Raw genomic sequence first — 21,343 nt, 5'->3', positions numbered from 1 at the left:
GCGGTCCCTGCTGCGCCGCATCTCTTTACCAAAGGTAAGGAAAGACTGCCCAAACTGCGTGAACCCACCGTGACCCGTCCGCGACCTCCCGGCAAAAACCGCGTATGTGGCACAGGGGTTTGCATGGGATGGCGCGTGAATTGACCGCAAATCGCCGCAGCGCGCTTGACGCAGCGCCAGCCGCGCCGCTTTGCTGATCCCGCCCGCCACCGTCAGAAAGGATCGGCCATGTCGCTGCGCTGGACTGCTGTCACCCCCGCGGAGATCCGCGATGCCTGTCTGGATTTTGCATGGCTCACCCGCCAGCGGCGGCATCCCGTCCCCACGGGCCCACTGCACGAGCCCATCTTCATCCGCCTGCGCGGCGAGCCCGAGGCGGCGCGCGCCGCCCTGCTGACCGCCGTCAGCGATCCGGCCGATCCGCTGGTGATGGAGCCGCATGAGCTTGCCGTGCTGACCGCCCGCTGCGCCGATCCCGCCACCGATGCGGGCCTGCCCGACGAATATGCGCTCTATCGGGAGCTGGGCACGCCCGACCCGGACGCGGCGGGGTTCTATCAGGTGCTGGACACCGGCTTTCCGGTGGCGCTGACCGAGGCACCCGCCATGGCGGCAGCCCCGGCACCGGTCGCAGCCCCCGCCGCAAGCGGCCAGCCCATCGTGGCGCTGATCGACGATGGCATCGCCTTTCTCAACGCGCGCTTCCGCAAGGAGGGCGCGACCCGGTTCCACGCGGTCTGGCTGCAGGCGCTGGAGCAGGCGGGCAGCCCCGGCACCGCCCGGTCGGGCGAGGTGCTGGGCCGCGCGCAGATCGACGCGCTGCTCGACGGGCTGGTGGACGAGGCTTCGGTCTATGCCGAGATCAACAGCCGTCTGATCCGGCACGAGGCGCATCGGTCCACCGAACATGCCGCAAGCCATGGCACCCATATGCTGGATCTGGCGGCGGGCGCCGACCCGTTCGATGCCGGGGATCCGGTGCGGGACTGGCCGCTTCTGGCGGTGCAGCTGCCGCCGCAGGCCATTGCCGATACCTCGGGCATCCTGATGGAAAGCTACATGGTGATGGCGATGCGCTGGATCCTGCGCCGCGCCGCCGAAATCGACCCCACCGCGCCGGTGCTGGTCAATCTGTCCATGGGCATCGCCGCCGGGCCCAAGGACGGCACCCGCTTTGCCGAATACCAGATCGCGCGCGAGGCGCGGCTGTGGGAAGAGGTGAAGGAACAGCCGGTGCGGGTGATCTGGTCCTTCGGCAATGGCTTTGAGGACCGGCTGACCGCAAGGCTGCGCTTTGCCGCCGGGGCCGAGACCGAGCAGCAGATCGACTGGATCGTGCAGCCCGGCGACCAGACCGAAAGCTATCTGGAACTGCGCCCCGGCCCCGGCCAGACGCTGGACGGGCTGGAGATTGCGCTGGTGCCGCCGGGCGGGCCCGCCTCCGGCTTTGTGCCGATGCGCCCCGGCACCTGCCGCGACCTGCTGGAGGGCTGCGCCCCCGTGGCCCGCATCAGCCATGTCGCCCGCCGCAGGCTGGGCGGCGGGGTGATCCAGCCCGCGCATCTGGTGGTGGCGCTGGCGCCGACCGACTGCGCCGATCCCGAACCGCTGGCCCCCGCCGGGCGCTGGCAGGTGATCTGCCGCCACAGCGGCGCGGCGCCTTTGGACCTGCATCTGCAGATCCAGCGCGACGACAGCCTGACCGGCTACCGCCCGCGCGCCCGGCAGTCCTATTTCGACAGTCCCGAAGGTTATGACTGGCATCCCGACCGGCAGGATCACAGCGCGCTGGCCCCGGACTGCGCCATCCGCCATAACGGCACGCTCAACGCGCTGGCCAGCGCCAGCGGACGGCAGATCGTCACGGCGGGGGCGGCGCGGCATGACCCGGTGCGCGGCACGCTCTGGCCCGCACCCTACAGCGCGGCAGGGGCGGACTGGTGCCTGCCCATGCCCACCGTGGCGGCGCTGGTCGACCGGGGCCCCGGCCTGACCGGGCTTGCCGGCACCGGCACCACCTCCGGCAGCAGCCGGGCCTTCAACGGCACCAGCGCCGCCGCAGCGCGGATCACCCGTGCGCTTGGCCTCTCCGCCGACCGGATCCGCCGCAACCGGCTGGTGCCCGGCTCAACCCAGCTTAGCGATTTTTCCGCCGATCTGGGGTTCTGGAGCGTGCCGCATGACCAGAGCGCGCGGCTGGGGGTCTGGGTGGTGTCGCCATGGGCGCCCGGCCACGCCCCCGAGGAACAGCCGGGCTACTGAGCCGCAAAAGCAATGGCCGGAGCATCGCTGCCCCGGCCCACTCGCACGCTCCAAAGCCCCCACCAAAGCGGCTCCGGCCTCACACAAACCCGTTATCCCTCTGTCAGGGCGCTGCGCCACATCTCGCGCATCCAGACCGGCACAAGAACCGGATCCAGCGTAATTGCGGTTTCGGTCACATGCTGTCCCGAAGCCAGTTCCGCCGCCAGCCGCCCCAGCGTAAAATCACCCTCATAGGTGTCGCCGCGATAGGTGCGGCTCGCGGTCTGGACCTCTGCCACCGGATCGGCCAGCGCGCCATCCAAGAGCCGCACCAGCGCCTCGGCCAGCGTCAGCCCCAGCACCGCGCCCGCCATGCTGTCGGTGGGGTAATGCACCCCGGCCACCGTGCGGTTCGCGGCGATCCGCGCGGCGTGGCGGTAGAACGGACTGCCCGCCGCCAGCGCCGCCTTGGGATCGAACGGCCCTTCGGTGAACAGCCGCAGCAGCAGCGTGGCCACGGCAAAAGCCTCTGTCGCGTGACCGCTGGGCCATGCGCCATGCCCCGGCGTCTGGATGATCGGCTGCACCTCATAGGCCAGCGTGATGGGCCGCGCCACGTCGAAGCCCAGCTTCAGCGGCATCTCCAGCAACGTGCAGAGCCGCAGCACCGCCCCCGCGAACCAGTGGGTCCATTTTGTGGCTTCGGGGTGCATGTAGCCCAGCATCCCGAAAAACGACAGGATGTCAGAGGTCTGCACCTGAATTTCGGCCAGCCGGTCCATGCGCAGATCCGCCGCCGCCCGCAGATGCGGCAGCTGGCTGCGCACCAGCAAAGCGTCATCGGGTTTGTGCAGCGTCACCAGCGTCTGGCCGCGCAGGGTCAGATGGCCCACGGCATTGGCGGCGGCGCTGTCCGCCAGATCGATGGCAAACAGCGATCCCAGCGCCTGATCGACCACGGCGCGGCGGGGAAAGGCATCCATCCGCTGCACGGCTTTCCACGCGCTCTGCCCCGTGGTCACCGGGCTGCGCGAGGCCGCCCCCGACCAGTAGCCCACGGTGCCATCCCGCGCATTGGCCAGCGCAAGGCTGAGATAGGGCGAGGCGGTGCCACCGGCATGAGCCTGCCCGCCCTGGCCCCCCTGACCGCCCTGCCCGGTCTGGCCCCCTTGGCCGCCCTGACCACCTTGCCCCCCCTGGCCCCCTTGGCCGCCCTGCCCGGTCTGACCGCCTTGGCCGCCCTGACCGCCTTGGCCTCCCTGCCCGCCAAAAATCGTCATCCTGCCCCCGTATGCTGCAGCCCTGTCCGCCCTGCATCTAATCGGGCTGCCGCAAGTTCGGTCAAAGGAATTTCAGCCCCCCTCGAAACAATTAACGATCATTTCACGCCCGTTGCCGCAAACGTGAGGTGGTGCTAGCGTAAACCCCGGTGAGGTCTCGCCGCGGGGACAGGAGTGTGACGACCGACGGACAGCTGTTGCGGGTGGAGATGATCGGTCCGCTGCGCGTGACCGGACCCGACTGCGTCGACATCACCCCGCAGGGCGCCAAGAATCAGGGCGTTCTGGCCCTGCTGATGCTGTCGCCCGGCATGCGCCGCCCGCGCCGCTGGGTGGAAGACAAGCTGTGGTCCAGTTTTGCCCCCGAACAGGCCAGCGCGAATCTGCGGCAGGCGCTCAGCAAGCTGCGCCGGAGCCTGGGTCCGTGGGAGGATGTGCTGGGGGCCGACCGCAGCAGCGTCTGGCTGGATCCGGCCCGCCTGCATGTGGACGTGCTGGAAAACGAGTTCCGCATCGAAGACGGGTTCGACCTGCTTGAAGGGCTGGACGTGCGCGATCCCGAATTCGAGGACTGGCTGCGCAGCGAACGCTCGCGCTTTGCCGACAGGGTGGGGGCGGCGCGGCCCGCTCTGCCCGGCGGGCTGCTGATCCGCTGCCGCACCAGCCTGAACGGCACCGGCCTGCCCGAGGTGCTGGGCGACATCCTTGCCAACCGCATCGGCGAAAACATCGCCGAACAGGTGCGGGCATGGCGGCAGTCCGGGCGGCATGTGGATGCGGGCGCCGAGGATCGCGGCGATCTGGAAATCACCTGCGATCTGATGGACAGCGACGGCAGGCTGCATGTCTTTGCCAAGGTGGTGCATCTTCCCTCGGCGCGCATCCTCTATTCCAAGCTGCAGCCCATCGTGTCGGCAGAGACCATCCTTGGCTCTGACGACGCGATCTGCGCGATGATCTTCGAGGCGGCGGACCGCACGCTGGGCCGCCTGCCGCTGGCCATCGAAAATGCCCGCCCCGAAGCCCGGGCCACGGCGCTGGCGCGGCTGGCGCTTTATCGCATGTTCACCTTCCAGCCGGACGCGCTGCGCGAGGCAGACAGCCTGCTGCTGCAGGCGCATGAGGTCGACCGCAACGGCATCTATATCGCGTGGCGCAGCCTGATCCGCACCATCCAGATGATCGAGCTGCTGGAGCCGGATCTGGCCGCACTTTACGAAGAAACCCAGATGCTGAACCACAAGGCGCTGGAACAGGGCGCCGACAACGCGCTGGTGCAGGCGCTGGTCAGTCAGGTGCGGGTCATGGCGATGGGGGATGCGGCGGGCGGGCTTGAACTGGCGGAACGCTCGGTGGACCGCAACCCGGCGGGAGGCTTTGGCTGGCTGTCGCTGGCGGTGGCGCGGATGCTGGCGGGGGATCACCGGCAGGCGCTGGACATGTCGCGCCACGCCCGCAGCATCGCGCGGCATTCGCCGTTCCGCCACTGGTGGGATCTGTATCACTGCATCGTCAGCGTGGCCTGCAACGAGCCGCATATGGCCATCGAGGCCGGAGAGGCGGCGGCCCGCGCCGCGCCCTCCTTCCGGCCCGCGCACCGGCATCTGCTGGCGCTTTACGCGCTGGACGGGCAGCTGGAGAAGGCGCGCGCCGTGGCCGAACGGCTGGCCCGGATCGAGCCGGGCTTCAGCCTTGACCGGCTGGTGAATGATGACGCCTATCCGGTGCGCACCCTGCGCAGCAAGGGCCTGCTGGAGCCGATCCGCGCGCTGCTGTGACCTAGCGCCGGGCGGTCCAGATGATGTGCCGGGGGCCGCGCTTGCCCCGCCCTGCCGGCACGCTGTGCGTCTCGGCCTGAAAGCCGCAGCGCCCCAGCCGCCGGGTGAAGGCGGGATCGGGGGCGGCGGACCAGACCGCCAGCACACCGCCGGGGCTAAGCGCGCAATGCGCCGCCCGCAGGCCAGCTTCGCCATAAAGCCCGTCATTGCCCGCGCGGGTCAGGCCATCGGGGCCGTTGTCCACATCCAGCAGGATCGCGTCATAGGGGGGTGCGGCGGTCCGGATCTCTGCCGCCACATCGCCCGCACGCAGCAGCACGCGCGGATCCTCCAGACAGCCGCCGAACACCTCGGCCATGGGGCCACGCGCCCAGCCGATCAGGTCGGGCACGATTTCCGACACCACCACCTGCGCGGCGGCGGGCGTGGCGGCAAGGGCGGCGCGCAGGGTGAAACCCATCCCCAGCCCGCCGATCAGCAGCCGCGGCGCGGGACGGGCGCCGATCCGGTCCAGCGTCAGCGTGGCCAGCGATTCCTCTGACCCGCCCAGACGGCTGTTCATCAGCTCGTTGCCGCCCTCCAGCCGGATGGAATATTCGGTGCCGCGCCGCAGCAGGCGCAGCGTGTCGCCCTGCGGCGCCGATGCCGTGGCCAGAAGTTCCCAAGGCAGCATGGCAATGTCCCTGTCCCGAAGTCTGCGCTGCCCTTAGCCCATCGGGGACCGCAGGTGAAGCCGCGCCAGCGGTGCCGATGCGCCGCCGCGGGCAGACCCCGCCGGCCCCCGGATCAGGACAGCCGGTCGCGCAGCTTGTTCACCGGGCCGCGCAGGCTCTGCACCGCAAGCCCGATCAGCCGCCCCGCAGGGATGCGCGCGGGCGGATCGGCGGGCCAGAGCCGCGCGCCCTCTGCCGGATCGGTCAGCGTGGCGGCAAAGGCCCGGCCCAGCACCGCAGAGGTGGGCACGCCGCGCCCGGAATAGCCCAGAAGCCCCCAGAGCCCCTCCTCCAGTTCAAAGATCGCCGGGCGCTGCCGCGCCGAAATGCCGACGGTGCCGGTCCAGTGATGGGTCCAGACCAGCCCCTGCAGTTCCGGGAACCGCCGCGCCAGCCGCGCCCCCTGTTCGGCGACGGTGGGTGCGGTCCACCGCCCGCGCCGCAGTTCCACCAGCCCGCCGGTGATGATGCGCCCCGTGGCATCGACCCGAAAGAACATCGGATCGCGCCGCGTGTCGCTGAAATTCACGCCCGAAGGCAGCACGGCGGCGCGCTGGTGCGGCTGCAGCGGTGCGCTGGCAATGGCGTAAGAGGTCATGGGCACAAGGCTTGCCCGCATCCGCGCGGGCACCGCCCCCATGCCATAGGCATTGGTGGCCAGCCCGACCTTGCGGGCGGTGATCTCTCCCTCCGGGGTGGCAAGGGTCCACGCGCCGTCCCGCCCGCGCCGCAGCCCGGTGACAGGTGTCCGGGTGTGAAGCCGCGCGCCCGCCGCCTGCGCCGCCCGTGCAAGGCCGCGCACATAGGCCAGCGGGTTCAGATGGCCGCCATCGCGATGCAGCCAGCCGCCAAAGGTGCCGGACACGCCGCTGAGCGCCGCAATCTCCTCCGGGTCCAGAAACGCATCTGCCTTGCCAAGGGCGGCATATCTGGCATGGGTGGCGCGCGCCCGCTCCAGCCCCTTTGCGGAATGCGCGGCCTGCAGCCAGCCCTTCTGCACCGGGTCGCAGGCGATGCCCAGTTCGGCGATCTGGTCAAAGACCAGCCTGCCCGCGTCGCGCAGCAGGGCAAAGCCTGCGGGGGGCAGCTGGGTTTCGTCAAGATAGCCGAAGACGGGAATGCACTGGCCGTGGTTGCGCCCGGACCCGCCCTGCCCGACCTCCCCCGCCTCGATCAGCGCCACCGACAGGCCACGGCGGCTTAGCTCCAGCGCGGCGATGCAGCCGCTGAACCCCGCCCCCACCAGCGCCACGTCGACACGCAGGCTGCCCCGCAGCGGCCCGGCCTGCGGCGCGCAGAGCGCGGTCAGCGCATAGGGCGGAATCCGAAAGATCTGGTCTGTCATGCCACTGCCCCTGTCTGTGTCAGCGTGGACAGCGCGTCGCCCAGCCGGTTGGCCCAGTCCGCCTGCCCCTGCGGCGTCTCCAGCAGGTCATTGGACACCTCGAACCCGCAGGCGCGATAGCCGCTGCCCCATGTGTGCCGGTCAAGCGTGTAGGCGCCTTCGCGCCCGGAATAGGGCTGGTTGTCGCCCAGCGTGAGGCCTAACGTGCCCAGCGCCTCCAGCAGCGGATGGGCGAGCGTCGGCGCCTCGTTCCAGATCGTGCCACCATCCCACGGGCGGCGCTGCCCGCCGAACTGCCGGGTGCAGCTGTGCAGGGCAAAAAACAGCGGGTCGCGGTGGCGGCGGGTGACCCGGTCCCAGACCGAGGTGATCGCGGCATGATAGGGCCAGAAGATCGCGTCCTGCCGCGCCCGGCGTGTTGCTGGGTCCAGCGTGACATTGCCGGGCACGGGCACGCCCTCCACCTGCGTCAGGATCGAGCGCGGATCGTCCAGCCAGCGGTTCAGGTCGATCACCAGCCGGCTGACCGTGCCCAGCAGCACCGGCGCATCCAGCCGCTGCGCCAGCGCTTGGGCCAGCGGCGCCACGCCCAGATCGCAGAAATGATGGGTGTGCCGCCAGTTCTCGGCCAGACCCAGCGCGCCGAAGCGGGCGGGCGTGGCGGTGCCTGCGTGATCGACGACGATCAGCCCGGGAAAGCGGCCTTCGGGGTTCAGCAGGACGGGCGCCTCGATCATGCCGGATCTCCGCGGCGGCGCAGCGCCTCCAGCCGGGCGAGGCGATCCTTGGCGCCGTCGCGGTCGCGGTCGACCACCGCCGCCACCAGCGCCTCGACCTGCGCCGTGGGCACCACCCGCGACCCGAAGGGCGAGGCAGACTGATCCGGCGCGGTCAGCACCGCCTCTGCCAGCGCGGCCACCGGAGAGCGCCAGAAATCGGTCAGCAGCACGATCCGCGCCCCCGCCGCCCGCGCGCCTTCGGCAAAGCGCAGCAGATCCTCCTGATAGCGGCGGTAATCGAACAGCACGATCACGTCGCGCGGTCCCAGATCCACCAGCGCGTCATAGGCAAAGCCCAGCGGCTGCTCCAGCAGCGCCACATTGGCCCGCACCTGCCCCAGCTGCAGCGCCAGACGCTGCGCAAGGTTGCGGCTGTAGCGTCCGCCCAGCGGCCGGATGGTCAGTTTCGGATCGGCCAGCAGATCGGCGATGGCGTCAAATTCGGCGGGCACCACCCGTTCGGCCATGCGGCGGAAGCTTTCCGCCTGCATCAGCAGCACCCGGCGATAAAGGTGATCCCCTGCCCCGCCCGCCTGCTCTGCGGGGTGGTCCATCTGCACCAGCGGCGAGCCCAGCTGCCGGTCCACCTCCTGTTTCACCGCCGCCTGAAATTCGGCGAAGCGGACAAAGCCCAGCTTGGCCAGATAGCGCAGCACGGTGGGGCCGCTGACCCCGGCGCGGCCAGCAAGCGCCTCGACCGTGCCCAGCGCGCTGGCGGGGAAGTTTTCGGCAAAGGCCGCAGCCAGCTTCCGCTCGGCCTGAGATACAGCCGAATTGCGCAGCCGGGCGGCAAGATCATCGGAGGATGTCATGGGAAGACGCAGTAATTCCTGTGTATCGTTTGATACAAGTTGACGGAATCATGAAGACTACGCAACATTTAATACACCCGCCCCCGCCTCTGCGCCCGCCGCATCGCGGGAGCCAACACCGACCGGCCGCGCAGGGTGACCGGCACAGACACCGACAGGAGAGCCCAGATGAAGACCTTTTCATGGATGGTCGGAACGGCGCTGACGCTGCTTCCGATGACCGCCACCGCCGAACGCGGCAGCGACGGCGACCTGCGCATTCTGTACTGGCAGGCCGCGTCGACGATGAACCCCTATCTGTCGGGCATCGCCAAGGAGGTGGAGGCCGCCTCGCTGGTGCTGGAGCCGCTGGCGCGCTTCGACGAGACCGGCGCGCTGGTGCCGGTGCTGGCCGAAAGCATTCCCACGCTGGAAAACGGCGGGGTCAGCGCCGACCTGACCCGCATCACATGGACCCTGCGCGAGGGGCTGACATGGGCCGATGGCAGCCCGGTCACGCCGCAGGACGCGATCTTTACATGGCGCTACTGCACGGATGACCAAAGCGGCTGCGCCGCGCTGTCGCTGTTCGACGGGGTGGCAGAGGTGGTGGCCCTGGACGAGCGGCGCGTTGAAATCCGCTTTTCGGAACCGAAGCCCTATCCCTATACCGCCCTTGTCAGTTCCGAAGCGCCGCTGCTGCAGGAGGCGCAGTTTGCCGACTGCACCGGCGCCCGCGTCGCGCAATGCACCGAACAGAACACCTATCCCATCGGCACCGGCCCCTACCGGGTGGAGGAGTTCCGCGCCAATGACGTGATCACCTACACGCTCAACCCCGAATACCGCGAGGCGGACAAGCCCGCCTTCGCCACGGTGACGATCAAGGGCGGCGGCGATCCGGCCTCTGCGGCGCGGGCGGTGCTGCAGACGGGCGAGGTGGATTATGCGTGGAACCTGCAGCTGTCGCCCGACATTCTGGCGCAGATGACCGGCGGCCCGGGCGAGGTGATCACCTCGGACAGCCCGGCGGTGGAGTTCCTGTTCCTGAACCAGACCGATCCCGACCCCGCGCTTGGCGAGGCGCGCGCCACCGTGGCGGGCGGGGCGCATCCGGCCTTTACCGATCCACGGGTCGGACAGGCGCTGTCGCTGGCCATCGACCGCGCGGTGATCGCCGAGGCGCTTTATGGCGATGCGGGGGTGCCGGGCTGCGCCGTGGTGCCAACGCCCGCGCTTTACGCCTCTGACACCCATGCGGACTGTGCGACGCAGGATCTGGACCGCGCCGCCGCCCTGCTGGACGAGGCGGGCTGGACCGACAGCGATGGGGACGGCATCCGCGACCGCGACGGGCGCAAGCTGTCGCTGCTGTTCCAGACCTCGACCAATGGCGTGCGGCAGGACAGTCAGGCGCTGATCAAGGACTGGTGGCGGCAGATCGGCGTGGAGACGGAGCTGCGCAACATCGACGCTTCGGTGTTCTTTGGCGGCGATCCCGGTTCACCCGACACGCGGCAGAAATTCTTTGCCGATGTCCAGATGTATACGGACAACGCCAAGGGACAGGATCCCGAAGCCTTCCTTGGCAACTGGAGCTGCGCCAATATCCCCTCGCCCGCGACGCAGTGGCAGGGCAACAACATCCAGCGCTTCTGTTCCGAGCCCTATGAGGCGCTGATCCGGGAATTCCGCACCGCCGGATCGCTGGAGGACCGGGGCCGGATCGGGCGGGCCATGAACGACCTGCTGGTGGAGTCCTATTCCATCCTGCCGCTGATCCACCGCCACACCATCTCGGGCAAGGCGGCGACGCTGGAAGGCGTGCGGATGAACAGCTGGGACAGCCAGATCTGGAACATCGCCGACTGGCACCGCGCCGACTGACACAGGCCGCGCCCCCGCCTCCGGACCGGAGCGCGGGGGCGCGGCGCCTTTTCCGGTCGCCCCCGCAGGTTCTGATGCTATATTATAACGTCGCAAAATCAAAGGAAAAATCCGACTGGATCACATATCTGTCACCTGACGCTCCTAGGGTCCGCGCAGATTGTCATGGAGCCCAATCATGAAACAGATTCTCCTTTCCACCGCCGCCGTCCTCGGCCTTGCCACTGTCGCTTCGGCTCAGGATCTGCCGCAGGCCGGGTCCGACTGGTATCAGGCCGCTCAGGACACCATCGCCGAGCGTCTGGCCGTGCAGCCGAACACCGCGACCGCCAAGAACGTGATCCTGTTCACCGCAGACGGCAACGGCGTGGGCACCAACTACGCCATCCGCCTGTTCTCCGGCCAGCAGGAAGGCGGTCTGGGGGATGAGTATGTCCAGCCTCACGAAACCTTCCCGCATGTCGCGCTGGTGAAGACCTATTCCTCGAACGGCCAGACCCCCGACTCCGCCCCCACCGCCATGGCGATGAACTCGGGCGTCAAGGGCAAGAACGGCATGATCAACATCATGGACACCGTGGCTGTCGAAGACTGCGCCGCCGGGGCTGATGCCGGGACCAAGCTGTTTTCGGAAATCGCGACCGAGATGGGCAAGTCGGTTGGCGTCATCTCCACCGCGCGCATCACCCACGCGACCCCGGCAGCGGTCTATGCCCGCACCGTGAGCCGCGACTGGGAAGACAACTCTGCCCTGCCCGAAGGCTGCGAGCAGAAGGACATCGCCGCACAGCTGATCGACCAGATGCAGGCAGGCGTGATCGACGTGGCGTTCGGCGGGGGCCGCGCGCATTTCCTGCCGACCGACGTGACCGATGTGGAAGGCAAGACCGGCAAGCGGACCGATGGCCGCAATCTGGTGGAAGAAGCCACGGGGCTCGGCGCGCAGGTCGTGTTCGGCGAAGAGGATTTCTCTGCCCTGACCGCAGGCAACAACGCGCCCATCCTTGGCCTTTTTGAGGCCAGCCACATGAAATACGAACATGACCGCACCGGCGAGCCCTCGCTGGCGGAAATGACCGAAGCCGCGATCGAAGCCCTGTCCACCAATGACGAAGGCTTCTACCTGTCGATCGAAGCGGGCCGCGTCGACCATGCCAACCACGAAGGCAACCTTTATCGCGTGCTGGCTGACGGCAAGGCCTTTGCCGATGCCATCGCCAAGGCGATGGAGCTGACCAATGCCGAAGACACGCTGATCATCGTCACCGCCGACCACGAGCACGCCATCTCCTTCAACGGCTATTGCGGGCGCGGCTCCAACATCGTCGGTCTCTGCATGGAAGAGAACGAAGCGGGCATCGAACATAACGGCACGCCGAACCTTGGCGCCGATGGCAAGCCCTACACCGTGGCCGGTTACCTGAACGGCGCCGGATCGGTGCTGATCGAACAGGCCGATGGCACCTTCTCGGGCAGCCGTCCGGACCTGACCGAAGAAGAAGCGACCGATCCCGACTACCTGCAGCAGGCGCTGATCCCCATGTCCTCTGAAACCCATTCGGGCGAAGACGTGGCCGTGTTTGCCCGAGGTCCCTGGTCGCATCTGTTTGGCGGCGTGATCGAGCAGAACGTGATCTTCCACGTGATGAACCACGCCGTTACCGCCGAATAATCCCGGCGCTGCGTTACGGATGTGCAGGCCCCGGATCATCTCCGGGGCCTGTGCCGTTGCCGGACGTTATGCGGGTGTCACATGCCCGCGCCATATCTGCCGCGAAAGGACATGCCATGAACCGACGCCATCTGCTTGCGCTGCCGCTTGCGCTGCTTGCCCCCCGCGCCGTCGCGCAGGACGGCCCGATCCTCCTGCGCGATCTCTACAACAAGGATCTGAGCTTTTCCGACGCGGCGCTCTCCGCCGAAGGCGGGCGGCTGGCGGTCGAGGGCTTCATGGCGCCGCCACTGAAGGCCGATTCGGTGTTCTTCGTGCTGACCAAGCGCCCCATGGCGGTCTGCCCGTTCTGCGAGCCGGGGATGCCATGGCCCGATGACATTCTGGCGGTCTATGCCAAGCGCATCGTCGACGTGGTGCCGTTCAACGTGCCCATCGTGGTCGAAGGCGTGCTGGAACTGGGCGACGAGGTCGACCCCGAGCTGGGTTTCTATTCCAAGGTGCGGCTGACCGACGCCACCTTCCGGCGGATCTGAGCGATGAGAGCCCCGGATCTGCGGGTGGAGGGGCTGCGCGTGCAGAGCCGCGAAGGCCGGGTGCTGCTGGCCATCGACCATCTGGCGCTGCCCGGCGGGCAGAGCCTTGCGCTGACCGGCGCCTCGGGGGCGGGCAAATCCACCTTCCTGCACGTGCTGTCGGGGCTGGTGCGCCCCCATGCAGGCCGGGTGATCTGGGGCGAGACCGACATTGCCGCGCTGTCCGAAGACGCGCGCGCCGCCTTTCGCCGCGACCGGCTGGGGCTGGTGTTTCAGGACTGCCATCTGTTCGAGGAACTGTCGGCGCTTGGCAATGCCGCACTGGCCAGCGCCTTTGCGCCGCGCGCTGCCCGTGCGCCGATCCGCGCCGCCGCCGCGCGCTGGCTGGCCGGTCTGGGGCTGGGACAGGCGGGCGCGCGCCCCGTGGACAGCTTTTCGGGCGGCGAACGGCAGCGCATCGCCGTCGCGCGCGCGCTTGCGGGCGATCCGCCGGTCATTCTGGCCGATGAGCCGACCGCCGCGCTGGACCGGGCCAATGCCGATGCGCTGGGGGCCGATCTGGTGCGGCTGGCGCAGCAGGACGGGCGCGGGCTGATCGTGGTCACCCATGATGCGGGCCTTGCCGTGCGCATGACCCGGCAGCTGCGGCTGGCCGATGGCCGCATCGCGGAGGACAGCCATGCGTGATCTGTGGATGTCGCTGCCCGCCACGGCGCAGGATGCCGCACTGGCGCTGGCGCTGGTCGCGCCGGGGCTGCTGCTGGGGCTTTGGGTGATGCGCGGGCTGCGCCCGCTGCCGCTGGTCGGTGCGATGCTGCGGCGGTTCTCTTGGGTCAACGGGCTGTTCGTGCTGCTGATCGCCGTGTCGGTGGGGCTGGGTGTCGGGCTGCTGGCGCAGGAGCGCGGGCTGCGGCAGGGTTCTGCCCGCGCCGCCGAAAAATTCGACCTGATCGTCGCGGCTCCGGGCAGCGAGGTGACGGTGATGCTCGCCTCGGTCTATCTGCAGCCTTCGGACATGGCGCTGATCACCGGCGCGCAATATGCCGAGATCGCGGCGACCGAAGGCGTGGCGCTGGCCGCCCCCATCGCCTTTGGCGACAGCCATGCGGGCGCGCCGGTGGTGGGCACCACGGCAGATTTCGTGACCCATCTTGCCGGGCCGCTGGCGGCAGGGCGCAGCTTTGCCACGGCGCAGGAGGCGGTGGCAGGCGCCTTTGCGCCGGTGGATGTCGGCGACAGTTTCACCCCGGCGCATGGTCATGGCGCCATGGCCGAAGGCGACGCCCATGCCGGGCACGCCTATACCGTGACGGGGCGCATGGCCGCCACCGGCAGCCCGTGGGACCGCGCCATCCTTGTGCCCGTCGAGGGCGTGTGGGAGGTGCATGGCCTTGCCAGCGGCCACGCGCCCGGCACCGACCGCATCGGCCCGCCCTTCGATGCCGAGTATATGCCCGGCACCCCCGCCGTGCTGGTGCGCGCCACCGAGCTCTGGGGCAATTACGCGCTGCGCTCGCGTTTTACCCGCAGCGACATGATGGCGTTTTTCCCGGGCACGGTTCTGGCGCAGCTGCACGGGCTGATGCGCGACATCCGGTCGGCCATGTCGCTGATGGCAGGGCTGACGCAGGTGCTGGTGGCGCTGTCGGTGCTGATCGGCCTCATGATCCTTGTCCGGCTGATCGCGCGCAGCCTTGCGCTGCTGCGGGCGATCGGGGCGCCGCTGCGCTTTGTCTTCGCCGTGGTCTGGAGCTATTGCGCCGCCCTGATCCTCAGCGGGGCAGCCTTGGGGCTGGCGCTGGGATTTGTCGCGGCACGCGGTCTTTCGGCGCTGGTGACCGCCCGCACCGACGTGCTGGTGACCGCAGGCCTTGGCTGGCCGGAACTGCATCTGGTGGCGGGATTTGTCAGCGTCACGCTGCTGATGGCCCTGCTGCCCGCGTGGCTGGCCGTGCGCCGCCCGCTTCTGTCCGACCTTCGCACCTAGAGGTATCCCATGCGCGCCGCCCTTTCTGCTTTTGCCCTGTGCCTGCTCGCCGCCCCGGCCCTTGCCGAAAACCATGACCATGCCGACCATGTCGCAGAGGCCGAGGGCCTGCGCGTCATCCACGCCTGGGCCGCCGCCACGCCACGCGGCGATGCGGCGCTGGTCTATATGGACATCGAAAACGCCACCGGATCCGAGGTGGTGCTGACCGGCGGCAAGGCGCTTGGCCAGCCGCTGGATCTGGTGGGCTTCGGCTATGGCGCCACGGGCGAGACATGGACCGTGCTGCCCGCCCTGCCGCTGGGACCGGGGCAGAAGCTGATGCTGGCGCCCAAGGTGCTGGCGCTGCGCCTGTCGGATCTGCCGCAGCCGCTGGAAGACGGCGGCGATCTGGATCTGGAGGTGCAGTTCGGCGACCTGCATCTGGAGGCGCATGTGGAAATCGGCGCGGCGGATGCCACCGCCCACAGCCATGCCGGGCATATGCACTGACCGGGCGGGCGCGCGCTCTCCACAAGCGGGCACGGGCCTGCTAAGAGCTTGGAGGACTTCCCGAAGAAAGGGCGCCTGACATGACCGCACCAAAACCCGTCGTCCTGACCATCCTTGATGGCTGGGGCCTGCGCGAAGACACCGCCTATAACGCGCCCGCGCTGGCCCGGACGCCGACCATGGACCGGCTTCTGGCCACCTGCCCCCATGCCACGCTGACCACCTTTGGCCCCGATGTCGGCCTGCCCAAGGGGCAGATGGGCAATTCCGAGGTGGGCCATACCAATATCGGCGCGGGCCGGGTGGTGGCGATGGATCTGGGCCAGATCGATCTCGCCATCGAGGATGGCAGCTTTTTCGACAATGCCGCCATCGTGGATTTTGCCGAAACCGTGAAGGCGGCGGGCGGCACCGCGCATCTGATGGGCGTGGTTTCCGATGGCGGGGTGCATGGCCATATCACCCATATCAAGGCGGCGGTGCGCCTGCTGACGGATCGCGGCCTGCCGGTGGTGGTGCATGCCATCACCGATGGCCGCGACGTAGCACCCAGTTCGGGCAAGGGGTTTGTGGCCGATCTGGCCGACAGCCTGCCCGAAGGCGCCCGCATCGGCACGGTGATCGGGCGCTATTACGCCATGGACCGGGATACCCGCTGGGAGCGGGTCGAACGCGCCTATGATGCGATGATCCGGGGTCAGGGCGTTGCCGCCCCCGACGCGGTCACCGCCGTGACGCAGAGCTATGCCGACGACAAGACCGACGAATTCATCCTGCCCAGCGTCATCGGGGACTATGCCGGGGTGGCGGCGGGGGACGGGCTCTTCTGTCTCAACTTCCGGGCCGACCGGGCGCGCGAGATCCTGTCGGCCATCGGTGATGCCGAATTTGACGGCTTTGCCCGCGATCTGCCGGATCTGTCGGCGCTGCTGGGGATGGTGGAATATTCCAGCCGCCACAACAGCTTCATGACCACCGCCTATCCCAAGCGCGTGCTGGTCAACACGCTGGGCGAATGGGTGGCGCAGCACGGGCTGCGGCAGTTCCGTCTGGCCGAGACCGAAAAATACCCCCATGTCACCTTCTTCCTGAACGGCGGCAAGGAAGAGCCGGAGGAAGGCGAAGACCGCTTCATGCCGCAATCGCCCAAGGTCGCCACCTATGACCTGCAGCCGGAGATGAGCGAACCCGAGGTGGCCGCAAAATTCGTCGAGGTGATCGGACAGGGATACGATCTGATCGTGACCAATTTCGCCAATCCCGACATGGTCGGCCATACCGGCGATCTGGACGCCGCGATCCGCGCCTGCGAGGCGGTGGATGACGGTCTGGGACAGGTTCTGGCCGCGCTGGAACAGGCGGGCGGCGCGATGCTGGTCATCGCCGATCACGGCAATTGCGAAACCATGTGGGATGATGAAACCAACGGCCCCCACACCGCCCACACCACCAACCCGGTGCCGGTGATCCTGTTCGGCGGGCCCGAGGGCGCGACGCTGCGCGACGGCATCCTTGCCGATGTGGCGCCGACGCTGCTGCAGCTGATGGGCCTGCCGCAGCCCGCCGAGATGACGGGCAAGAGCCTGATCGGGGAATGATCCGCACAGCGCTGGTCCTTGCCCTGCTGGCCGCCCCCGCCGCGGCGCAGGATCAGGCGCAGGCGGCGCGCAACGCCGCCCGCGCGCTGGAGGAAGCCTCGGTGCAGCTTGACGCTGCGGAAAGCGCGCGTGACCAGGTGCGGGCGCTGACCCAGACGGTGCAGGCCTATGAGGAGGGACTGGCGGCCCTGCGCGACGGGCTGCGCGAGGCCGCGATCCGCGAAACCGAACTCAGCCGCCGTCTGGCCGCGCAGGAGGGCGAGATCTCGCAGCTTCTGGGGGTGCTGTCGGCGCTTGGCACCGCGTCCGGGCCGCAGGCGCTGCTGCATCCCGACGGGCCGGTGGGGTCGGCCCGGGCGGGGATGATGCTGGCCTCGGTCACGCCGGGTCTGGCGCAGGAGGCGCAGCAGCTGCGCGCCGATCTGACCGAGGTGACCGATCTGCGCGCCCTGCAGGAGAACGCCGCCGCCACCCTGCGCGACGGGCTGGCGGGGGTGCAGACCGCGCGCACCGAGCTGAGTCAGGCCGTGGCCGACCGCACCGCCCTGCCGAAGCGGTTCACCGAGGATCCGGTGCGCACCGCCATCCTGATCGCCGCCACCGAAACGCTGGAGGGCTTCGCCTCCGGCCTGTCGGAGATCGCCACGAACGAAACCCCCGCCGACCTGCCGCCCGTCGCGGCGCGGCGCGGCAGCCTGCCCCTGCCCGTGCGGGGCGAAATCCTGCGCCGGGCCGGGGAAGCCGATGCCGCAGGCGTCAGCCGCCCCGGCATCGTGGTGGCCACCCGGTCGCGGGCGCTGGTCACCACCCCCGCCGCCGCCACCGTGCGCTACAGCGGTCCGCTGCTGGATTACGGGCTGGTCACCATTCTGGAGCCGCAGCCCGACCTGCTGCTGGTGCTGGCCGGGCTCGACACCACCTATGCGCAGACCGGCGAGATCCTGCCCGAAGGCGCACCGGTTGGGCTGATGGGCGGCGACGAGCCCGGCACGGGCGAGGATCCGTCACCGTCACGTGAAGCCTCCGGCGCTGGACGCACGGAGACGCTGTATATAGAGGTAAGGGAAGGCGACGCCCCCGTGGACCCGCTAGAGTGGTTCGCCAGCGACAAGGGATGAATTGGGCATGAAGAAGTTTCTGATGGCCGCCGCGGGTGGCACGATCGCAGGCGTGGTGGCGACGACCCAGTTCGTGGGGCCGCTGCTGGCGCAGGAAGCCGCAAAAACCACAAATGTCTATGAACAGCTTGACCTGTTCGGCGACATCTTCGAACGCATCCGGTCGCAATATGTCGAGGAAGTGGACGAGGGCGAACTGATCGAAGCCGCGATCAACGGCATGCTGACGTCGCTTGATCCGCATTCCAGCTATCTTGCGCCCAATGATGCCGAGGACATGCGGGTGCAGACCCGCGGCGAATTCGGCGGTCTGGGGATCGAGGTCACGCAGGAAGACGGCTTCGTGAAGGTGGTCTCGCCCATCGACGGCACCCCTGCACAGGAAGCAGGCATCGAGGCGGGCGATTTCATCACCCATGTCGATGGCGAATCCGTGCTGGGCCTCAACCTTGACGAGGCGGTGGAGATGATGCGCGGGCCGGTCGGGTCCGAGATCCTCATCACCGTGGTGCGCGAAGGCCGCGACGAGCCCTTCGAGGTGTCGATCATCCGCGACACCATCAAGCTGACGGCGGTGCGCACCCGGCTTGAAGGCAATACCGTGGTGCTGCGCGTCACCACCTTCAACGACCAGACCTTCCCCAATCTCGAAGAGGGTCTGGCAGAGCGGGTGGCCGAAGCGGGCGGCATGGAGAATGTCGAAGGCATCGTGCTCGATCTGCGCAACAACCCCGGCGGCCTGCTGACGCAGGCGATCAAGGTGTCGGACGCGTTCCTCGACAAGGGCGAAATCGTCTCCACCCGGGGCCGCAACGCTGCCGATGGCGAAAGGTTCAACGCCGAGGCGGGCGATCTGGCCGAAGGCAAGCCCATGGTCGTGCTGATCAATGGCGGCTCTGCCTCGGCCTCGGAAATCGTGGCGGGCGCGCTGAAGGACCACCGCCGCGCGGTGGTCGTGGGCACCAAGAGCTTCGGCAAGGGTTCGGTGCAGACGGTCATGCCGCTGCGCGGCGACGGCGCCATGCGGCTGACCACGGCGCGCTATTACACGCCCTCGGGCCGGTCGATTCAGGCGCTTGGCGTCTCCCCCGACATCGTGGTGGAACAGCGCCTGCCCGACCCCGAGGACGAGGGCGAAGAGGCCCCCGCAGGCTTCAGCCGCTCCGAGGCGGAACTGCGTGGCCGTCTGGACAATGACAGCCTGTCGGAAGACGAGATCCGCCAGATCGAGGAAGAGCGCACCAAGGCCGAAGAGGCCGCAGCCCTGCGTGAAGAGGATTACCAGCTGGCCTATGCCATCGACATCCTCAAGGGCCTGAGCGTTCTGAACATCGAAGAGCGGATGCAGCAGGCCGCCAGCACCGCCGGACAGGACTGACCCCCGGACAGACCCACAGGGCGCGGCCCCCCAAGGCCGCGCCTCCCCCGGCACAGCTCCCCCAGAACCCGCGCGACCTCGGCGAAAACGCCCCTCCTGCAGGCTCAGACGCCCGCACGGGACCACACGAAGTTTGCCTGAGGCTGGTTGACGTCAGTCGCGCAGCCATGCCTTCAATTTCCAGAGCCGCCTAGAAGCTGGCCTCGGCTTCCGCTGGTGGGATGGGCCCGATGGGCCCAAGCAGGCGGCGGGCGTTGAATCAGTCGCCCCATTCCAGAGTGGCGTCGTCAACCGTTTCGAAGCTGCGCATTGGTCCGCGGCGGTGGATCGGCCTTGAAGAGACCATTGATCGTTTCCGCCAAAGCCTTGTCGTAGCTGTCTCCGACGCTGCCAAACGAAGGCTCGATGCCGATGTCATTCAGCCGCTCGGTATTGCGGACTGGCAGGTATTGGACGGAGTCAACCGGTCGTCGCACCACCTTCGATCATCTCCTGATTGAGCAGCCGGTCGAGAGCCTCTGCCGGTGTTTCCCAGCCTCGCGTTTTCATGGGTCGCGTGTTCAGTGCGGGTGCAACGGCGTTCAGTTCCTTCCGGCAGCGTCGGCTGCCCGCCCTAGACAGGGTGTGGCCTATTGATTGCAGAATATGATCCAGCGGCCGATGACGGCTTTGGCGATCCGGTTTCCCAAGCGTGCAGGTAGACGCATTCGGATTTCAGGGACCGCCAGAGGCGCTCGATGAAGACGTTATCTATGCACCGTCCTTTGCCGTCCATGGAGATCCGGGTGCCGGCCCGCCTCAGGCGGTTGGTCCAGGCGAAGGATGTAAACTGTGAACCCTGATCCGTATTCAGGACCCCAGGCGCTTAAGGCAGCGAATGGCCCTGTTCAGCGCCTCGACGCAGAAGTCGGCCTCCAGCGTGTTGGAGATGCGCCAGGCCAGAACCTTTCGGGCGAACCAGTCCATGATCGCCACGAGGCAAAGGAAGCCCGGCAGATAGGTGATATCAGCGCGCCAGATCTGGCCGAGGCGGTCCACGCGCAGACCGGGATAGGTCTTGTGGCCCCTTTCTCGGCTTGCTGGTGTTGGGCTTCTGGTAGATCGGCACCAGACGCATCAGACGCATCAGACGCGTGGTGCGCTTCTGGTTCACGCCACGCCCCTCGTTTCGCAGATGGCACGTCCTCCGCCGGACAGCGTAGACGGACGTGTCGAGGAAGTGCTGGTCAATCACCCGCATCAGCTCAAGGTGCTCTCCGTCGCTCCGACCGATTCATGCCAGAGAGACGAGCACGAGATCGACAGCAGGCGGCATTGCGCCACGATCGCCAACGCCGGTGGCCCCGCTCAATCATCCCACGTCTCACTTGCCAGTCCCCGGTTTGAGCTTTCGTGACAAAAAAACCGTTGGGAGAAACACGCGAAAGTTGGTGATGCCCTGAGGGGCGGCATATCATGGCGGTGTTCAGACGCCGTCAATTCTCAGCCGAGAAAGGGATATGCCACATGCCAGAGACTACCATCACAGAACTGCCCGATCCATCAGGATTTGGCTCCGACCCGTTCACCGACGTTCTGCGCGATGGAGCGCGCAAGCTGATCGAACAGGCAATCCACGCCGAGCTGGCCGCGCTCATGAACGCCTTTTCCGGGGACAAGCTCGAGGACGGGCGGGCACGCCTGGTGCGCCATGGTCATTTGCCGGAACGCGACGTGATGACCGGCATTGGTCCAGTGCCCGTTAA

At 68.2% G+C, this 21,343-nt stretch carries 18 protein-coding genes and 4 pseudogenes; 12 read left to right on the top strand and 10 right to left on the bottom strand.

What is annotated here, in order from left to right; translation table 11 throughout:
* Window positions 1-228 precede the first annotated feature (228 nt).
* A complete protein-coding gene (locus tag BLR51_RS20785) occupies window positions 229-2,262 on the top strand; it encodes a S8/S53 family peptidase (protein WP_089850585.1) in 2,034 nt (677 codons plus the stop codon).
* A 92-nt stretch (window positions 2,263-2,354) separates the two neighbouring features.
* Here BLR51_RS20785 and BLR51_RS20780 read toward each other — a convergent pair whose 3' ends face one another.
* Complete coding sequence (locus tag BLR51_RS20780; protein WP_207543672.1) at window positions 2,355-3,524, bottom strand: phosphatase PAP2 family protein; 1,170 nt, start codon at window positions 3,522-3,524, stop codon at window positions 2,355-2,357.
* 176 nt (window positions 3,525-3,700) lie between these two features.
* Between BLR51_RS20780 and BLR51_RS28500 the strand changes: the two genes are divergently transcribed.
* On the top strand, window positions 3,701-5,302 hold the full coding sequence (locus BLR51_RS28500; protein WP_230797623.1) for an AfsR/SARP family transcriptional regulator: 1,602 nt from the start codon (window positions 3,701-3,703) through the stop codon (window positions 5,300-5,302).
* Window position 5,303: 1 nt separating this feature from the next.
* On the opposite strand, the gene BLR51_RS20765 is transcribed toward BLR51_RS28500, so the two are convergent.
* From BLR51_RS20765 to BLR51_RS20750, 4 genes are all read right to left on the bottom strand, one after another.
* A complete protein-coding gene (locus BLR51_RS20765) occupies window positions 5,304-5,975 on the bottom strand; it encodes a polyamine aminopropyltransferase (RefSeq protein ID WP_089850583.1) in 672 nt (223 codons plus the stop codon).
* 113 nt (window positions 5,976-6,088) lie between these two features.
* Window positions 6,089-7,360 (bottom strand): NAD(P)/FAD-dependent oxidoreductase, encoded by a 1,272-nt coding sequence (locus tag BLR51_RS20760; RefSeq protein WP_089850581.1) that lies wholly within the window; start codon window positions 7,358-7,360, stop codon window positions 6,089-6,091.
* The gene (locus tag BLR51_RS20755) at window positions 7,357-8,097 is read right to left on the bottom strand and encodes an N-formylglutamate amidohydrolase (RefSeq protein WP_089850579.1); all 741 of its coding nucleotides are present in this window, start codon (window positions 8,095-8,097) and stop codon (window positions 7,357-7,359) included. The genes BLR51_RS20760 and BLR51_RS20755 overlap by 4 nt, the downstream gene beginning before the upstream one ends.
* Complete coding sequence (locus BLR51_RS20750) at window positions 8,094-8,951, bottom strand: MurR/RpiR family transcriptional regulator (RefSeq protein WP_089850577.1); 858 nt, start codon at window positions 8,949-8,951, stop codon at window positions 8,094-8,096. Before BLR51_RS20750 ends, BLR51_RS20755 begins: the two co-directional genes overlap by 4 nt.
* Before the next feature lie 168 nt (window positions 8,952-9,119).
* Here BLR51_RS20750 and BLR51_RS20745 point away from each other — a divergent pair, with 168 nt between their 5' ends.
* The 9 genes from BLR51_RS20745 (at window position 9,120) to BLR51_RS20705 (ending at window position 19,598) form a co-directional block, all read left to right on the top strand.
* The gene (locus BLR51_RS20745) at window positions 9,120-10,817 is read left to right on the top strand and encodes a peptide ABC transporter substrate-binding protein (RefSeq protein WP_089850574.1); all 1,698 of its coding nucleotides are present in this window, start codon (window positions 9,120-9,122) and stop codon (window positions 10,815-10,817) included.
* A gap of 178 nt (window positions 10,818-10,995) precedes the next feature.
* A complete protein-coding gene (locus tag BLR51_RS20740) occupies window positions 10,996-12,489 on the top strand; it encodes an alkaline phosphatase (RefSeq protein ID WP_089850572.1) in 1,494 nt (497 codons plus the stop codon).
* Window positions 12,490-12,605: 116 nt separating this feature from the next.
* Window positions 12,606-13,025 (top strand): hypothetical protein, encoded by a 420-nt coding sequence (locus BLR51_RS20735; RefSeq protein ID WP_089850570.1) that lies wholly within the window; start codon window positions 12,606-12,608, stop codon window positions 13,023-13,025.
* A gap of 3 nt (window positions 13,026-13,028) precedes the next feature.
* On the top strand, window positions 13,029-13,712 hold the full coding sequence (locus BLR51_RS20730; RefSeq protein WP_089850569.1) for an ABC transporter ATP-binding protein: 684 nt from the start codon (window positions 13,029-13,031) through the stop codon (window positions 13,710-13,712).
* Window positions 13,705-15,012, top strand: coding sequence for an ABC transporter permease (locus tag BLR51_RS20725; RefSeq protein WP_089850567.1), 1,308 nt, complete (start codon window positions 13,705-13,707; stop codon window positions 15,010-15,012). Before BLR51_RS20730 ends, BLR51_RS20725 begins: the two co-directional genes overlap by 8 nt.
* A 9-nt stretch (window positions 15,013-15,021) precedes the next feature.
* Window positions 15,022-15,504, top strand: a complete 483-nt coding sequence (locus BLR51_RS20720) for a copper chaperone PCu(A)C domain-containing protein (RefSeq protein ID WP_089850565.1) — start codon at window positions 15,022-15,024, stop codon at window positions 15,502-15,504.
* Window positions 15,505-15,584: 80 nt separating this feature from the next.
* On the top strand, window positions 15,585-17,102 hold the full coding sequence (gpmI, locus tag BLR51_RS20715; protein WP_089850564.1) for a 2,3-bisphosphoglycerate-independent phosphoglycerate mutase: 1,518 nt from the start codon (window positions 15,585-15,587) through the stop codon (window positions 17,100-17,102).
* Window positions 17,099-18,220 (top strand): murein hydrolase activator EnvC family protein, encoded by a 1,122-nt coding sequence (locus BLR51_RS20710; protein WP_089850562.1) that lies wholly within the window; start codon window positions 17,099-17,101, stop codon window positions 18,218-18,220. Before gpmI ends, BLR51_RS20710 begins: the two co-directional genes overlap by 4 nt.
* A gap of 7 nt (window positions 18,221-18,227) precedes the next feature.
* The gene (locus tag BLR51_RS20705) at window positions 18,228-19,598 is read left to right on the top strand and encodes a S41 family peptidase (protein WP_089850560.1); all 1,371 of its coding nucleotides are present in this window, start codon (window positions 18,228-18,230) and stop codon (window positions 19,596-19,598) included.
* A 190-nt stretch (window positions 19,599-19,788) separates the two neighbouring features.
* On the opposite strand, the pseudogene BLR51_RS20700 reads toward BLR51_RS20705, so the two are convergent.
* From BLR51_RS20700 to BLR51_RS28585, 5 genes and pseudogenes are all read right to left on the bottom strand, one after another.
* Window positions 19,789-20,050: pseudogene (locus BLR51_RS20700) on the bottom strand (integrase core domain-containing protein); the annotation flags it as partial.
* A 7-nt stretch (window positions 20,051-20,057) separates the two neighbouring features.
* A pseudogene (locus tag BLR51_RS28670) lies at window positions 20,058-20,204 on the bottom strand (IS30 family transposase); the annotation flags it as partial.
* A 73-nt stretch (window positions 20,205-20,277) separates the two neighbouring features.
* Window positions 20,278-20,460 (bottom strand): annotated as a pseudogene (locus tag BLR51_RS28665) (IS3 family transposase); the annotation flags it as partial.
* Window positions 20,448-20,636, bottom strand: coding sequence for a DDE-type integrase/transposase/recombinase (locus BLR51_RS20690; RefSeq protein WP_089850556.1), 189 nt, complete (start codon window positions 20,634-20,636; stop codon window positions 20,448-20,450). The gene BLR51_RS20690 and the pseudogene BLR51_RS28665, both read right to left, overlap by 13 nt.
* Window positions 20,605-20,838, bottom strand: a complete 234-nt coding sequence (locus BLR51_RS28585) for an IS3 family transposase (RefSeq protein WP_089850554.1) — start codon at window positions 20,836-20,838, stop codon at window positions 20,605-20,607. The genes BLR51_RS20690 and BLR51_RS28585 overlap by 32 nt, the downstream gene beginning before the upstream one ends.
* Window positions 20,839-21,104: 266 nt before the next feature.
* Between BLR51_RS28585 and BLR51_RS20680 the strand changes: the two are divergent.
* Window positions 21,105-21,343, top strand: a pseudogene (locus tag BLR51_RS20680) (IS256 family transposase); the annotation flags it as partial.

This window comes from Salipiger marinus (assembly GCF_900100085.1).
Taxonomy (GTDB): domain Bacteria; phylum Pseudomonadota; class Alphaproteobacteria; order Rhodobacterales; family Rhodobacteraceae; genus Salipiger; species Salipiger marinus.
This window is presented reverse-complemented; position numbering and strand designations above follow the sequence as displayed.